This is a genomic window from Avibacterium gallinarum (assembly GCF_002921135.1).
GTDB lineage: Bacteria > Pseudomonadota > Gammaproteobacteria > Enterobacterales > Pasteurellaceae > Avibacterium > Avibacterium gallinarum.
In genome coordinates this window covers 40,264-57,354 of sequence record NZ_PQVJ01000003.1, presented here as the reverse complement: position 1 = coordinate 57,354, position 17,091 = coordinate 40,264, and the positions used below count along the sequence as shown (strand labels likewise).

Sequence of the window (17,091 nt, the reverse complement as noted above, 5' to 3'; positions counted from 1 at the left end):
CGGTGATTTTTTTGCTAATTTTTATACCGCACTTGCATTTTTCACTGCCCGTTAGTTTACCTTTTATGAGTAAAATTCAAAAGAAAAGATTATTTTAACTAGCCACCACCAGCACAAGTCGGTAAAATAGCCAGTCGATTTTTACAGGTTAAACGATTTAAAGCAAATTATGACGCAAAAATTACATATTAAAACGTGGGGCTGCCAAATGAACGAGTATGACAGCTCAAAAATGGCAGATTTATTAAACAGCACGCACGGCTTGGAATTAACGGATATTCCAGAAGAAGCGGACGTGTTGTTGTTGAACACTTGCTCTATTCGTGAAAAAGCGCAGGAAAAAGTGTTCCATCAATTAGGACGTTGGAAAGAATTAAAGAAAACCAACCCCGGTTTAGTGATCGGCGTGGGCGGTTGTGTGGCATCACAAGAGGGTGAGCATATTCGTAGCCGTGCGCCTTATGTGGATATTGTTTTCGGGCCACAAACTTTACACCGCTTGCCTGAAATGATCAACCAGATCCGTGGCGGTAAAAGTTCCGTAGTGGACGTCAGTTTCCCTGAAATTGAGAAATTTGACCGCTTGCCAGAACCGCGCGCTGAAGGCCCAACAGCGTTCGTATCAATTATGGAAGGCTGTAATAAATATTGTACTTTCTGCGTAGTGCCTTACACTCGTGGCGAAGAAGTGAGCCGCCCGCTTGATGACGTGCTATTTGAAATCGCACAGCTGGCAGAACAAGGCGTGCGTGAAGTGAATTTATTAGGGCAAAACGTGAATGCTTATCGCGGCCCAACCCACGATGGTGGTATTTGTTCTTTCGCTGAATTATTGCGTTTAGTAGCCGCGATTGATGGCATTGATCGCGTGCGTTTCACCACGAGCCACCCAATTGAATTTACTGACGATATTATTGATGTGTATGCGGACACGCCAGAATTAGTGAGTTTCTTACACTTGCCAGTGCAAAGCGGTTCTGATCGTATTTTGAATTTAATGAAGCGTGGGCATACGGCGTTGGAATATAAATCCATTATTCGCAAATTACGCAAAGTGCGCCCTGATATTCAAATCAGCTCTGATTTTATCGTTGGCTTCCCAGGGGAAACGGAGCAAGATTTTGAAGATACGATGAACTTGATCGCACAAGTAAATTTCGATATGAGCTTTAGCTTCATCTATTCTGCTCGTCCGGGAACGCCTGCGGCAGATATTCCTGATGATGTGAGCGAAGACGAGAAAAAACAGCGTTTATATGTGCTACAACAACGCATTAACAACCAAGCGGCACAATTTAGCCGTGCAATGCTTGGCACAGAACAGCGCGTGTTAGTGGAAGGGCCATCGAAGAAAGATTTGATGGAACTCACCGGCCGCACGGAAACCAACCGTATCGTGAACTTTGTGGGAACACCAGATATGATCGGCAAATTTGTGGATATTAAAATCACCGATGTGTTCACCAATTCACTGCGCGGTGATGTGGTGCGTACTGAAGATCAAATGGGCTTACGCGTGGTGCAATCACCACAAGCAGTGATTAACCGCACGCGCAAAGAAGATGAACTCGGCGTGGGGCATTATCAAGGTTAGCTCAACCAAACAGTGATCATAATGTCAATTTTTGAGTGTTGAGATACTTATTGAAAAAAAGCTGATTACATTGTAATCAGCTTTTTGTTTTATCATTCTATAGCAATTAACTAAACATTGCAGAGATTGATTCTTCGTTACTGATACGACGAATCGCTTCGGCAAGCATACTTGAAAGTGTAAGCACACGCACTTTACCCAAGGCTTTGATTTCTGGGCTAAGTGGAATAGTGTCGGTTACCACGATTTCATCAAGGGCATCGCTGGCAAGATTTTTTGCCGCTGAGCCTGAGAATACGGCGTGAGTTGCATAAGCAAAAACGCGTCTTGCGCCACGTTCTTTTAACGCTTCTGCCGCTTTGCATAGCGTTCCACCCGTGTCGATCATATCATCAACGAGAATACAATCGCGTCCAGCTACATCACCAATAATGTGCATAACTTGCGATACATTGGCTTTTGGACGGCGTTTGTCAATGATTGCCATATCGGTATCGTTGAGTAATTTTGCCACTGCACGAGCGCGAACCACACCACCAATATCAGGTGAAACGACGATTGGATTTTCAAGATCAGTTTTCTTTAAAATATCGTGAATTAATACTGGCGAACCAAATACGTTATCCACAGGAACATCAAAGAATCCTTGAATTTGCTCAGCGTGAAGATCACAGGTTAAAACACGATCTACCCCTACGCTTGATAAGAAATCCGCCACCACTTTTGCAGTGATAGGGACACGTGCAGAGCGCACACGGCGATCTTGGCGAGCATAGCCGAAATAAGGGATTACCGCAGTGATACGACCTGCTGATGCACGGCGTAAAGCATCAACCATCACAAGTAATTCCATTAGGTTATCATTTGTTGGTGCACAAGTGGATTGAATAATGAAAACATCGCTACCACGCACATTTTCATTGATCTGCACTTGAATTTCCCCATCACTAAAACGTCCCACAGTGGCATCACCAAGCGAGAGGTATAAGCGTTCAGAAATTCGTTTTGCTAGTTCTGGCGTTGCATTACCAGCGAAAAGTTTTATGTCAGGCATTGTAAAATTAACCTCAGAATTTTAGATGGAAGAATGTGTAAAATATTGATCTCATTGAAATAAATGCTCCATCATTTGATGTAATGGCGAAACATTTAGCCCCTTTGCAACAAAACCAAAACAGTCTTTTGGCTTATTTAGAAATACCGCTTGAGCAGATTGAACATCGTCAAATTCTGCGAAAACACAAGCCCCTGTTCCCGTTAATCTTGCGGGTGCATATTGTAACAACCAGCCCAGCAGTTCTTCAACCTCTGGATAATGATCTCGCACAATTTTTTCGCAATCGTTTGTATAATTTTCAGCTAAAAGTTGTGAAAGAGGTTTTTTCGGGGTATTGCGCGGCAAATTGGGATCTTGAAAAATGACGCCTGTTGAAATGGAAACTTCAGGTTTTAGCACTACATACCATTTTTCAGTAGGATTACAATAGTGAATTTTTTCCCCCACACCTTCTGCAAAGGCCGCTTTGCCGTGAACGAAAATAGGCACATCAGCGCCCAGCTGTAACCCTAACTGAGCCAACTCTTCAAGGGAGCATTGCGTTTTCCACAAAGTATTAAGGGCAACAAGTGTGGTAGCCGCATTTGATGAGCCACCACCAACGCCTCCGCCCATAGGCAAGATTTTATCTAAATGAATATTCGCCCCAAGCTGGCAGCCCGTGTGCTGTTGGAGTAAACGCGCTGCGCGATAAATTAGATTATCTTCTTGTTTTAAATGGGGAATTTGTGGGGAAAGAATGATTTGTGAATCGCCCCGCACGTCAATTTCCAGCCAATCGCCAAAATCCAAAAATTGGAATAAGGTCTGCAATTCGTGGTAACCATTTTCCAAGCGTCCATTAATATAAAGAAACAAATTTAATTTTGCTGGGCTAGGAAAACGGTAGCGCCCATTTCTCGCTGGAATAAAAAGAGCGGTGGAAAAATGATAATTTTTCATTAGTATTTCCAATGATTAACACGAATTTTCAGGGTTTGCGCGTCATTTTTTAGCAAAATATCCCGTGGTAGCGCAGGCGAGCGGTCTTGATGATAATTCAAATAATCCACCGTCCATTGCTCATCATTGACGGTATAAGTAAAGTTGGCGAGCAAATGGTTCTCACCCACATTGTAATCCTGTTGATTGTTTGGTTCACCTTTCAACCAAGTGGCCAGCTGGGTGAGCGGAATATCCATTCCGATAATTTCGCGCAATAACGCTTGGGCATCTTTAGCGGAGCGCTGGCGTCCTTTTTCATCTGAAATGGTTAAACCTTGCGCGTGCATTTTAAAGGTGAGTTTGGAACTACTTAAGGCTGAAGAAAGCACCAGTGTATAGTCTTTCGGGTTTTGATATTGCCAATCAAAGGCGGTAGAAAAACGCTGTTTGGCGCTGATATAGCCAATTTGTCCTTCTGCGTGATAAGCGCTAATTTGTTGAATTTGTTGTAAATGTTGCTGCCAAGTGCGGTCGTTTTTTTCAATATATTGCACATTGGCAGGACGGTTATCATCAATATCAAGGGCACAGCCTGCTAATAACAAGCTGATAAATAAAGGAATAAAAAGGGTTTTTAAGAATTTCATTGCGTTATACCGAGAAAATTTTGAAGCATTGTAAGGGGTTAGGAGGGATTAGTAAAGGAAAGCAGTTTAAGGATAAAGCATAAAAATAAGTGCGGTGGAAAAATTTTGGGGATAGTATTAGCTTAGTCTTACATTTTACACTAAAGTTGCAGTGTTTTTAGCTGTTCTTTTGGCTCTCTAAAGTGAAATTCACATTCTTTTCATAATAAAGGACAAGGTTTCTTATCAATAAATGATGAGGGGAAAATTGAACTCCCAGTTTACTTGAAATCACTCGAAAGAGATGGCTAATTTGATACTCTGTTGTAACTTGTCCTTTATATCGAGTTTTACAAAATATATTAATATTAAATAACTGAGAATGAGAAGTCTGGCTATATTTCCTCAACTCAATAATTAATCTTTCAATATCGGGTAATAATCTTTCAGAAATAGGAATACAATAATATTCATGGTTTTTATTGATCTCTGGAGAAATATGAATAACTTTCTGATATAAATCAATACCTCTAGCAAACTTTCTTCACTACTAAGAAAAAAGTTCTAATTTTTGTAATTGGTAGTCCGTAAGCGTTTTTCTTTTTGCTTTACCTGCCCATAAAAATAATTTATTACATGGATTTTCTTTATAATCCAATAATTTTTGTTCAATCCCAAATTTATAAAGACATTTTAAATGCCGTAAATAACTATTCCAAGTGATTGGTTTAATCCCTTCCCCTACAAAGGCATTACGCCAATTAAGTAAATGAGTACGCGTGATTTCATTTGGGTAAATCACATCACAACGCCAAAAGTTTACGGTATCATCTTTGATGACTCGCTTTCTATGCAAGCCGAGCGCTTGAAATTCATATTTGTAAATTATTTATACTTTCTTCATAAAAATACTCCCCCTTTTCTTGTAAGTAGAGCTCAAAGGAACTTGGGCTAACAATAAATAAACAATCATTAACAATATGAACTTTTGCCGTGCGATCATTAAAGGTGAGTTTATTATTTAACAGTTTATTTTTTTATCCATCCCACAAATTTCTGCCCTTCGGATTTGAAATTCGAGTCGTTGTTTGTTGGAGATATTGGAGGCTCTGGAATAGAATTTGCTTCAATGTCGATGTGCGTATTCAGATTCTCTGGCTCAGATTTTTATATCGTTGTTGTTCCAGCTTCAGCAGAGGAGATATTCACCACTTGTTGTTCAGAACATATTTAGTAAAAATCAACACTGTTATTATCATGATTTTCTACAACTACCTCAGGATTTTGAGATGGATTCAGCGACTGAAGTGCGGTATTTTCCTCTTGTAAATTTGAAGTAAGTTCTCTGTTTTCTTTTTTATTTATTGGCGCAGTATCCTGTACTTCCTTTACTGTATTTGATATTTTTTCCTCTGACTCATTTTCTTTTTCTACAACAGAAATTGTCCCAGCAAATAATTCTGGGCGATCATTAATGTTATCCCAAATTACCTCAGGTTTAATACGTAACAAGCTAAACTTATCTTTTGGTTTCCAACCTGCATCTGCATTTAACTGACAATACCAAATCGCCGAACTCCTTGACGTACTTTCAATAACTTGATGAGCTTGCATTTCATCAAACAGTTTACGATTATCATTCGGCGCACTAATTCCTTGCTCTATCAAATAAGCTCGAATCTGATCTGCAGCAGTTTTACTCATTAGCCATAACCCTTCTTCAGTAAGCCAGCCATCTCCTGGACCTTTAGCGCTGATTTTAAATTTTTGTGAAACTAAATAACGTAAGGCTAAAACAAGTTGTTTTGCAAAAGAAATTACTGGTTTTGGACAAGTTTAGTAATATCATCGCCAAGAGCGAGAGCAACACTGTTTTGATCTGCTTTTTGCACAATTTCAGCTAATACACTCGCTTTATCATAATGTCCTGCCATAGCATACATTAATGCAGAAAATACGTCGGGATAGTTTGCTAGCCAATCAAAGGCTTCTTTGGAAATCAGTTGATTCGCGATAAATCCCCCTAATACCGGATTAGGCATTCTTGAATAAACTAACTATATAGTTTCTGATTTTATCAACTCACTTCACTTTTTATTCACTTTCGAATAAACTATTTAAAATTAAAATATAATTTATCCTTGACTTTTACGGTTTCTTCATTTTTTGTAGGGCTATATATGAAAAAATAGCGTTATTGATTTGGCTTTGCAGTTTTTCATCATTATTATCTGCGGTAGAGCAAGTTTCTCCGGAATTAAATCGTATTGATGCAATCCAACAACAACGCCAAGCGGAACAAATCCAACAGCAAAAGGAACAGCTTCGTTCTGATGCAGATGTGAGAATGGAGATTTCTTCTGAAAAAACCACTGCACTCCCTCTTAATGAATCCCCTTGTTATAACATTCATCATCTTTCTCTCCTTGATTACGCTGCTGATAACACAATTAAACCTAGCCAATTTCAATGGGCGCTGAATCAAGCAGTGAGCCAATTAAACCTCACATTACCACATTGTTTCGGAGCTCAAGGATTAGGCATTTTGATGAAACAGGTACAAAATAATATGATTGAGCGAGGCTATATTACAACAAGAGTCGTGGCGAGTGAGCAAGATTTAACGCAAGGTGTATTTTCTTTAACGGTTATCCCTGGGCAAATTCGTCATACCATCATTGCCGATGCAAGCCGTATCCCTTGGTTTAGTAAACTCACCGCGAAAACAGCAATGACTTTTAAACAAGGGGATTTACTCAATGTGCGAGATATTGAACAATCATTGGAAAATCTCAAACGTGTGCCAACGGCTGATGCCAACATTGAAATTCTCCCTGCCAATAACAGTGCAGAACTCGGTGAAAGTGACATTAAAATTACCTATCAACAGCGTTTCCCACTCCGATTGAGCCTCAATTTAGATGATTCTGGCTCAAAGTCCACGGGAAAATGGCAAGGCTCTACAACCCTTTCGTGGGATAATCTTTTTTCAGCTAATGATTTATTTTATACTACCTTTACACATAGCCTAAAACGTCACAGCGATGACCCTGGTCGTCGAGCAAGCCGTAACTATGGCTTTTATTACTCTCTTCCCTTTGGTTATTGGACGCTCTCTGCTTCACTGTATAAAACGACTTATCATCAAGAAGTTTTCGCTGCGTTCAATAATAACTATCTCTATTCAGGGCGAAGTGAAACAACCAATTTGACTCTCTCCTATTTGCTTTATCGAGATGCGGTACGTAAAACCACCCTCTCAGGGGGATTTTGGTCTCGCCATTCACAAAACTACATTGATGACGCTGAAATTGATGTGCAACGCCGACGAATGGCAGGTTGGCAAGTCAATCTTAGCCATATTGAATATATTAAGGCAGCAACGCTGAAGCTTTCTACAGGATTTAAATGGGGAACGGGCGTCCGTCGTTCAATGGTTGCGCCTGAGGAATATTGGGGAGAAGGCACATCTCGCCCTAAAGTTATCACTGCTTCCGTGGAACTCAATTATCCTTTTTACATAGGTAATCAGCCCCTTACATTTAATACAAATTGGTCTGCACAATGGAATAAAACACCACTCATTCAGCAAGATAGATTTAGTATTGGTGGTCGCTATACCGTACGCGGGTTTGATGGTGAGCTCACCTTATCAGGGGAACGCGGTTGGTTATGGCGTAATGAGCTCAGTTGGAATATTGCCAATAAAGGGCATTGGATTTATCTCGCACTTGATGGAGGCCGCGTGATGGGGCGTGATGAAGAAATGCGTCTTGGTCATCACTTGATGGGCGCGGCACTCGGCCTGCGCGGTGGTTGGACACATTTTTATTATGATGTCTTTATTGGCCGACCACTACATAAACCAACTGGTTTTAAAACCGCGAATACCATCACAGGCTTTAATCTTGGTTTCAATTTTTAACCCCTTGCACTAGGCTTAAATGAGGATTTTCTTATGAATAAACATTACTTTCGTGTTATTTTTAGCAAAACGCTACAACGCCTTATCGTGGTGTCTGAACTCGCAAAAACTGAAGGTAAAGCAAAATACGATATGCCTCAAAAACAAAGTGCGATCGGTTTTTTACCTATTTTTGCCACCTTAAAATCGCTCACCTTTCGTTTATTCTGTGCTTTGGGGTTTGTCTTTTCCCCTTCGGCGTTTGCAGAAACTTTAATTATCAAAGCCGATCCTAATGCGCCTAAAAATCAGCAACCCATTGTGTTGCAAACTGCTAATGGATTGCCACAAGTCAATATTCAAACCCCAAATAATAAAGGGCTTTCTCATAATAAATATCAAGATTTTAATGTCGATAGCAAAGGGGCGATTCTTAATAACAGCCATAAAGCCACACAAACACAACAAGCAGGTTGGGTACAAGGCAATCCTTATCTTGCACGTGGCGAAGCCAAAGTGATTCTCAACGAGGTAACTTCCTCTCGCTCAAGCCAACTTAAAGGCTATCTAGAAGTGGCAGGCAAAAAAGCCGAGGTCATCATCGCCAATCCAAATGGACTTCATTGTGATGGGTGTGGCACGATTAATGCAACCCGCTCCACAATGACTACGGGCAAACCGCTGATTGAAGACGGACGTGTAGCAGGCTTTCAGGTTGAAAAAGGCAAAATAACGGTGAGTGGCAAAGGGCTCGATAATAGTCGTGTCGATTATACCGATATTCTCGCGCGCGAAGCTGAAATCAATGCGGGCATTTGGGCAGGCAAAAAGCTCAACGTGGTAACAGGAAAAAACACCATCAAACAAGCGGAGCCTGTCCATGCGGATAGTGAATTACAGATTACCCGTATTGACAGCAAAAAACTCAATGAAAACACACCAGATTTTGCCTTAGATGTAAGTGAGCTTGGCGGTATGTATGCAGGGAAAATTCATCTTGTTGGCACTGAGCAAGGATTGGGCGTGCGTAATGCAGGGCATATTGGGGCAAGTGCGGATAATTTAGTGATTGATTCCCAAGGAAAAATCGTCAATCAGGGCATACTCAGTGCGACAGAGCAAGTCAAGGCGAAAAGTCAACTTGGCATTGAAAATACGGGGCGTATTGAAACAAGAAACAAAAATATTGAATTACGCTCAAATGCACATATCAAACAAGATGGGCAGCTTGTTGCTCGCCAAGGCAATATCAATGCCGAAGCAAAAAATGCCTTAAGTCAAACAGGTGTAACCTTAGCACGAGGAGATATTCATTACCAAGCCGCTAACATTAATGCAACGCCCGAGTCACTTATTGCTGCCGGCGTGATAACCATAAATGAAGAGAATAAGGAAACCCACCAATTAGCTCCAAAATCGGCACAAGGCGCAAGCATTGATATTCAATCGGAAAATATCGCTCAACTGGCAGGGCAACAGGTTGCCTCAGGTAAACTTAATGTATCGGCTCAAGCAATTAATTTAGATCACAGCAAAAATAATGCTTATGGAATTTCTCTCCACGCAAATAATGGCGATGTTACTGCAAACCATAGTCAGTTAAGTGCGGTGGAAAATTTAAAAATTTTTACCCCGAAAACCCTTTCCACTCTGCATAGTCAGCTGACCGCACAGCGTATTCAAACAACGCAAAAAGATTTAAATATGCACAATGGCAGCAGCTTGGCTCGGAAGATTTTCGCTTAAATGCTAATACTATTTCCCATCAAGGTGGCACCTTAAGTGTGGGAGGAAATTTAAACATTGATGCAAATAATGTGGATAATACGGCTGGACGTTTTATTTCGAGCAACCAATTTACACTTCGCGTTAAAAATCAATTTAATTCTACACAAGGCTTAGTTTTTTCTGGCGACAATTTGAGCATAGAAAGCGGAAACTTAATCAATGATAATGGCTTAATTCAAAGCATTGGTAATGCCGCTATCAATACAAAAAATGGCGAAATCTCCAATAAAAATACCCTTACCGATGATAATAGCAAAGGAATTATTGCGTTAGGTGAGTTATCCATTAATAGCGATCAAATTGATAATACTAATGGCTTTATTGGTACGAATAAAAGACTGAACGTAAACACAAATCCGCTAAATAATGCTAAAGGAACAATAATCGGGTCAGAAGCGAACTTCAATACGGGCAATCTTAATAATGAGAATGGCACAATTTTGGCGAATAAAACGCTAATGGTTGTTTCAAACACGGTCAACAATGTTTTGGGCGTATTAGGTAGCCAAGGTACATTATCGCTTGATACTCAGCAGGCTTCTCTCAACAACCAGCAAGGACAAATTTTTGCTAAGCGAGCGGTGTTAAAGACAGGTGAAATAAATAATCAACAAGGTTTATTACGCGGTGATGAAGCACTTACCTTGAATACCCATTCTTCACAATTAGATAACCGTTTTACTCAGCAAGCTAATCAAGGCATTATTGGATTAGGAGAAGTGTCACTAAATCAAGTCTCTCAATTAAATAATATTCAGGGGCGTATCGCAACAGGGCAAAATTTAACGGTCAATGCTCAATCACTTCTCAATACCAAAGGGAATATTAATGGGCAACAAAATACCGTTATCCAAGCAACACAAGTTGATAATAGAGAGGGGATAATCTGGGGGAATGATGTCAATGTCACAGCGACAGAAATAGATAATCAAACCTTATCTGCTCAAGGCTCCTTGATTGGTGCGGATAATCAATTAACAGTGAATGCTCAACAACTCCATAATCAACAAACAAAATCAACACAGACAACGCCGACACAAGGGTTGCAAGGAAAACAGCTTCAACTCAATATTTCCCAATTAAATAATCAGAATGGGGGGATTTATGCCACTGAAAATCTTTCTGCACAGGTTGAACAAATACTCAATAATCAACGCGGTGAGATTTTGGGTGGGAACACAGTTTCGATTTTATCCCCACAACATCAATTGGTGATTAATAATCAAAATGGATTAATTGAAGCAGGAACACAGCTTAATATCACGGCTAAAACGTTACTTGATGAAGGAGCATTAAAAACGCAAGGGAATGCAGTTATCCAATTAACAGATGATTTTACCTTAAATCACGCATTCCAAATTGGGAATAATCTCACCTTTAGCACCGAGGGTAATTTTGTCAATAATTCCCCTTTAGTTGTCGGCAATCAGGCAAGGTTTACAGCCAAAAATCTTCGGAACAACAAAGATGCTGAAATTTCATCAAAACGAACATTGATTAATAGCGAGACATTAACCAACTACGGACTCATTGACGGCACTGAAAATATTATCAAAACCGGGCTACTGAATAACCTTGGCACAGGTAAGATTTATGGCAATCACCTTGCTATTCAAGCTGAACAATTAAATAATTTAAATGAGGGGGAAAAATCAGCAACGATAGCCGCTCGAGAAATGCTCGATCTCGGTATCCATACTTTAGTCAATAAAGATCATAGTCTTATCTTAAGCCTTGGAAATTTATCTATTGGAGGAAAACTTGATGAAAACAATCAAGCAGTAGGCAATGCTGCCTTGATCGACAATGGCAGTGCAACCATTGAAGCATTGGGTGATGGGGATATTCGTACTGAAAGATTATTTAACCATGATTTACATTTAACATTAGGCGAAAATCACACGGATGAACGGCGAGTTGAATATGCACCGAAAAATGCGTCTAGACGCTATGTACTAATAGATAAAGATGGCAGCCATGGGCGATTCGATTTAAGAAATAATAGTCGGAGCGATAGAAATTCTTATTTAAGGCTGAATGATGGTACAACCATTGGAGCTAATGGATGGATGCATTGGAATTATAATCGGCACACCATTACGACAATTATAGAAGACCGAGATCCTGCTAAAATTTTGATTGGTGGTAAGCTTCATTTATCAGGTAATGATCTTGAAAATAATGCTTCAACCTTATCTGTCGGAAGCCGATTATTATTAGGTGATAGCATCTTTGCTCATAATCCTCAGAATAATGATTTACATTCAGATGATGGAATAGTACTTAAAAACATTGATATTAAAGGAACGATTAACGTTAATGATAAAGGGCGTTGGGATAGCTTTGCTAAACATCTACACAAATATGGCTGGAAAGGGAAAAAACGCTGGGCAGTTTATGGTGATGGTAAGGGTGATTTTAATGATAATCACCCAACGATCCATTTCTCTTTTAATAAAGTAACCAATAATATAGGTTTGCCTATTGATGGTACGAAAACGAACATTAGCCCACTATTAACAAATGCGGTTATCACATTAAAGAATGTCGCAACAACCGCACAAAATACCGTTATATCTGGGCAAGTACCAGCTAAATATCCTGAAAAATTCGGTGAAGCGGCAATACCTATTGTCAAAACACACCTTGCGGAAATAAAACTTCCACAAGCAAGCTTGTATCAAATTAATCCTGATGCACCAAATGGCTATTTAGTTGAAACGGATCCTCATTTTATAAATAAACAAAAATGGCTTAGTTCGGATTATATGTTTAATGCCTTACGTTCCGATCACAACTTCGCCCACAAACGCCTTGGTGATGGATTTTATGAGCAACGTTTGATCAACGAACAAATTAATCAGCTTACTGGTCGCCGTTTTGTAGATAATTACCAAACCGATTATGAGCAATATAAGGCCTTGATGGATTCTGGAATTCATTATGCGAAAAAATTTAATCTTATCCCTGGAGTGGGATTAACGGCAGAACAAATGTCAGAGTTGACTGCGGATATGGTATGGTTTGTTAATAAGGAAATCGCGCTACCAAGTGGCAAGAAACTGACTGTTCTCACCCCACAAGTTTACCTTGTGTCCCGTAACCTTGATGTGAGTTCACAAGGGGCTTTAATTTCGGCGAGAGAGATTGTGGGGAAAATTAATGGAAAACTCACCAACACGGGGACAATTGCTGGCAGAAATCTCACCGCACTTTCCTCTAATTATATGAATAATGAAGGACTAATTTTAGGCAGTTCCGTCAATTTATTTGCAAAACAAAAATTGGTCAATCTTGGTGGTAAAATTGAAGCGCTCAATTCCGCCACATTGGTCGGCAAAGAGGGGGTAGAAATTGCCAGCACAACGAGTCACAGTGCCAATATTGACTCGAATGGGAATGAATTTGCTCATACCAATATTGACCAAGTCGCTATAATTAATGTGAATGATGAAAAGGGTAAATTAACCATTTACAGTCCGCAAGATGTGGTGATTAAAGGAGCTCAACTCAATAGTACCGGTGACATGCTTGTTCAAGCCAAACAGATTGATGTTGGTACGGTCAATACCCATAACAAGACGTATTACAATGGTGATGCGGATAATTACTACCGTTTGCAACAACACCAAGAAGTTGGCTCCCAATTAAATGGAAAAGGCAATATCACTCTTGCGAGTGAACAAGGCACGGTGGTTCGTCAAGGTGAAATGCATAGCGAACAGGGCGATATTCGCTTACTTTCCCAAGGTGATATCCGTATTGAAGAAGGACGTAGCAAGGAACAGCTGTCTTCCGCTGCTAAAGTGAAACATAGTGGCTTCCTCCAATCCACGACTCATATCACCAAACACGAACACCGTTATGATTTAGCAGAAGGCTCAAGCATTGATGGCAAAAATGTTATCTTGCAAACTCAGCAAGGTAATCTCACCATTCAAGGTTCAGATGTGGTGGCAGAAAATCAACTCAATGCCAGTGCGAAAACAATAGCGATTCAAGAAGCGGAAAATCGTGTTTTCGAACAAGATTTTGAGAAAGCCACCAAATCAGGCTTAATGGGTTCAGGCGGATTTGGCTTTACCATCGGCAGCAAAAAAGACACTACCGAAAATGACCAAACGAAATATTATGCCACAGGCAGCCAAGTGGGCAGCCTAAAAGGAGATACTACTCTACTCGCCCAAGAGCATTATCAACAACGAGCAAGCACAGTTTCTTCTGTGGATGGCAATGTGAATATAGGGTCGAAAAAAGTCGATGTGCTTGCGGTAGACGATAAATATGAAACCCATTACAAACACACCATGGAACAAAAAGGTTTCACCATTGCGGTAAATATCCCTGTAGTTCAAGCGGTACAAAATGCTCTCGCTGTAGCGGAACAAGCTAAACAAATGGGCGAAAGCAAACATAGCCGTGTTAATGCAATGGCAGCAGCGAACACTGCGTGGGGTGCATATCGAGCAGGTGAGGGTTTAATGAAAGCCAGTGAAACCTTAAGCCAAATGGCGAATGGTAATCTAGCTCAAGGAGCGATGAATGCCAGTGTGTCTATTACTTATGGCGAACAAAAAAATGTGCAAACCACCGATACTCAAGGCAACACTGCCACAAACAGTGCAATTAACGCAGGAGGAAAAGTAATCATTACCGCTACAGGGGCAGGCAAGGCGTCAGATATTAACATTGTAGGCTCTGATGTCTCAGGCAAACAAGGCACAATCTTACAAGCGGATGATGAAATCAATTTACTGGCTGTCAAACAAACCCACCAAGAACGCAGCAAAAATAAATCTAGTGGGTTTAATGCGGGTGTGGCAGTGAGTTATGGCTCTGATGGTTTTGCTTTTGGGATTACCGCAGGCGGCAACTACGGCAAAGGCTATGGTAATGGGGATGAAACAACGTGGAGAACGAGCCATATTGGCGATAAAAATAGTCAAACGGTCATTCAAAGCGGTGGGAATACTACCCTTCGTGGCGCTCAAGTGCGAGGAAAAGGCATTACGGTTGATGCGGAAAACCTTAACATTGAAAGCCTGCAAGATACCATGACCTATAAAGGCAAACAAATGAATGTGAGCGGTCAAGTAACCGTTGGTTACGGCTTCTCAGGCTCAGCGAGTTTCAACCAATCAAAAATGAACGCCGATTATGCCAGCGTGCAAGAGCAATCAGGTTTATTTGCAGGCGATGAAGGCTATCAAGTCAATGTGCGGAAGCATACGGATTTAAAAGGTGGCTTAATTACCTCTACCGTACAAGCGGAAGAACTTGGCAAGAACCGTTTTGAAACTGGAACGCTAACCTATGCAGATATTCAAAACCATAGCAATTATTCAGCAAGTGGATTTGGCTTAAGTGGTGGTGTAACAGTGAGTGGAGGAGATGCTCCTAAAGAAGTAGGAGGAATGAAACTTCGACAAATTGGTCAAAACGCTCAAGATGGTTCTGCGAAAGTAGAATATGATGGTATTGCAGGTATTGGCAGTCAAGGGAACTGGGGAATAACAAAAGGCATTACAACCGCATTGTTAGGTCAAGTAAAAGATAAAGGCAGTGAAAGCGGTATAACCACCAGTTCAATCAACACCGCCAATATCACTATTCGTGATCACGAAGCTCAACAAAAGATAAGCAGAAAAACAGTTGAGGAAAGTTTACAAGGACTTTCTAAAATTAATCTTCATCAAGGTGTTGAAAAAGCCGATGTTGAAACTATCCGTTCAGATTTAGAGCGTGATTTAAATACTGCAACGGAATTTGTCAATAATGTTAATAATCAAGGTGATGAAATTCATTACAAAATGGAGAAAAATGAAGACTCTCTCTTTTCAATTCAACCTAACACACCTGAGTGTAATCATATTTCTTGTTTAGATTTCGATAAAGATAATTCCCAAGCACTTAAAAAACTTATTTATAGCGACGAATTATTGACAGAAGAACAAGCAAAATTATTAAGTAAAGTTGCAACAGCAGGTATGTTGAATTTGAGTAGAGAAGAAAAAGTTTCAAGTGCCATTTTGTATGACAAAGACTTACCTTCAATTAAGGATACCGCATTGATTCTGAATAGAGGAAGTGCGGGAGTTTTGAATGAAGTTTTATTTACTGGCTTTGAACGATTTAGAGCTTGGGCAAATATGCCTTCTCTCTTTGGTGCTTCGAATGCGACACGAGATCATGCTCAGATTGCGAAAAAATTAGATGAATATAATGCTTACGCAAAATCTCAAGGAGCAAAAACATATACATTTGAAAATGTAGCGCATAGTTTAGGTGTGTCTGGTAATAAAAATATGCTGAATTGGTCAGCGCATCTTGGTCAAAAATATGAGCATACTGATGTGGAATATTTACATTTAGGTGGTTCATATCCATCAAGTGAAGTAGATAAACAATCAAGAGAGTTATTTAAGGGTGTCAAAACACAATATCTTGGTGTTGAGAGAGACGTTGTATATGAGGGAATACCAATTTTAAGAAATTTAGGATTAGGAATGATTGGGAATAATCCTAATGCAACACCGAATAGAGCAAAGACATCCATTTTAGAAGCGCATTCTGAAGCTAATCAGAACATTAATAATTTAAAGTTTGTTTATGATAAAAATAATAAAGAATCTCTTAAGAAATGGCAAAATACTCTAGATATTTTGAATAAAACACATAAAGATGGAATAAGAGAGTTCAATGTTGTTGGAGAAAACAGATGATAAAAATTTTTTCCGTTTTATATTTAGCCTGCTGTGTAACTGGTTGCTTATGGATTTGGTATCCACCGTATTCTTCATTTTGGGATGAAGATATATGGGTCCATAAAGAGAACAATACGCCACCTACTAAAGATATAGTTAGAGAGTGTTATTCTCAATCATTATTACCATTTGAAACAAAAGTTGTAGGAGAGTTGGAGATACCAGTTAGTCCTGAAGATCAGGTTAAAGCTAATGATATTGATGGAGCTTGTTTGTATCAAAAAGGATTTCGGTTTAATGCTAGTTATAAATACTGTTATAGATTTGACAATACCTGCAAGCAATGGAATAAATATAGAAATTAATAAAAAATTATGAATTTTGATACGCCGTTGGGCAAATATGGACAAGCACAAAGCAATAAGTAAGCTGTCACCTTGGAGTTGAAGGTGACATCGTTTATGAGGGAATACCAATTTTAAGAACTTTAAGGT

Annotated in this window: 7 protein-coding genes and 2 pseudogenes; 5 read left to right on the top strand and 4 right to left on the bottom strand. The window is 39.8% G+C overall.

The window, feature by feature from the left end; translation table 11 throughout:
• Nucleotides 1-169: 169 nt before the first annotated feature.
• A complete protein-coding gene (gene miaB, locus C3007_RS01425) occupies nucleotides 170-1,594 on the top strand; it encodes a tRNA (N6-isopentenyl adenosine(37)-C2)-methylthiotransferase MiaB (protein ID WP_103852737.1) in 1,425 nt (474 codons plus the stop codon).
• A gap of 106 nt (nucleotides 1,595-1,700) precedes the next feature.
• Here the strand turns inward: miaB and C3007_RS01420 are convergent, their stop codons facing one another.
• The 4 genes and pseudogenes from C3007_RS01420 to C3007_RS11860 all read right to left on the bottom strand — a co-directional run.
• Complete coding sequence (locus C3007_RS01420) at nucleotides 1,701-2,648, bottom strand: ribose-phosphate pyrophosphokinase (RefSeq protein WP_103852736.1); 948 nt, start codon at nucleotides 2,646-2,648, stop codon at nucleotides 1,701-1,703.
• Between the two features lie 51 nt (nucleotides 2,649-2,699).
• A complete protein-coding gene (ispE, locus tag C3007_RS01415) occupies nucleotides 2,700-3,593 on the bottom strand; it encodes a 4-(cytidine 5'-diphospho)-2-C-methyl-D-erythritol kinase (RefSeq protein WP_103852735.1) in 894 nt (297 codons plus the stop codon).
• Complete coding sequence (lolB, locus tag C3007_RS01410) at nucleotides 3,593-4,222, bottom strand: lipoprotein insertase outer membrane protein LolB (protein WP_103852734.1); 630 nt, start codon at nucleotides 4,220-4,222, stop codon at nucleotides 3,593-3,595. Before lolB ends, ispE begins: the two co-directional genes overlap by 1 nt.
• 763 nt (nucleotides 4,223-4,985) lie before the next feature.
• Nucleotides 4,986-6,237: pseudogene (locus C3007_RS11860) on the bottom strand (TraI domain-containing protein); the annotation flags it as partial.
• 161 nt (nucleotides 6,238-6,398) lie between these two features.
• On the opposite strand from C3007_RS11860, the gene C3007_RS01395 reads away from it, so the two are divergent.
• The 4 genes and pseudogenes from C3007_RS01395 to C3007_RS01380 all read left to right on the top strand — a co-directional run bounded on the left by C3007_RS01395 (nucleotide 6,399) and on the right by C3007_RS01380 (nucleotide 16,962).
• Nucleotides 6,399-8,126: a ShlB/FhaC/HecB family hemolysin secretion/activation protein gene (locus tag C3007_RS01395; RefSeq protein WP_243397643.1), complete on the top strand. Its 1,728-nt coding sequence runs from the start codon at nucleotides 6,399-6,401 to the stop codon at nucleotides 8,124-8,126.
• A gap of 33 nt (nucleotides 8,127-8,159) precedes the next feature.
• Nucleotides 8,160-9,455: pseudogene (locus C3007_RS01390) on the top strand (two-partner secretion domain-containing protein); the annotation flags it as partial.
• A 434-nt stretch (nucleotides 9,456-9,889) separates the two neighbouring features.
• Nucleotides 9,890-16,615, top strand: coding sequence for a hemagglutinin repeat-containing protein (locus tag C3007_RS01385; protein ID WP_115261345.1), 6,726 nt, complete (start codon nucleotides 9,890-9,892; stop codon nucleotides 16,613-16,615).
• Nucleotides 16,612-16,962 (top strand): hypothetical protein, encoded by a 351-nt coding sequence (locus tag C3007_RS01380; protein WP_103852731.1) that lies wholly within the window; start codon nucleotides 16,612-16,614, stop codon nucleotides 16,960-16,962. Before C3007_RS01385 ends, C3007_RS01380 begins: the two co-directional genes overlap by 4 nt.
• Nucleotides 16,963-17,091 lie beyond the last annotated feature (129 nt).

Excerpts from the sequence above, each read along its gene's own strand:
- ispE (WP_103852735.1), bottom strand. The coding sequence starts at position 3,593 with ATGAAAAATTATCATTTTTCCACCGCTCTTTTTATTCCAGCGAGAAAT.
- lolB (WP_103852734.1), bottom strand. The coding sequence starts at position 4,222 with ATGAAATTCTTAAAAACCCTTTTTATTCCTTTATTTATCAGCTTGTTA.
- C3007_RS01380 (WP_103852731.1), top strand. The coding sequence starts at position 16,612 with ATGATAAAAATTTTTTCCGTTTTATATTTAGCCTGCTGTGTAACTGGT.
- C3007_RS01420 (WP_103852736.1), bottom strand. The coding sequence starts at position 2,648 with ATGCCTGACATAAAACTTTTCGCTGGTAATGCAACGCCAGAACTAGCA.
- miaB (WP_103852737.1), top strand. The coding sequence starts at position 170 with ATGACGCAAAAATTACATATTAAAACGTGGGGCTGCCAAATGAACGAG.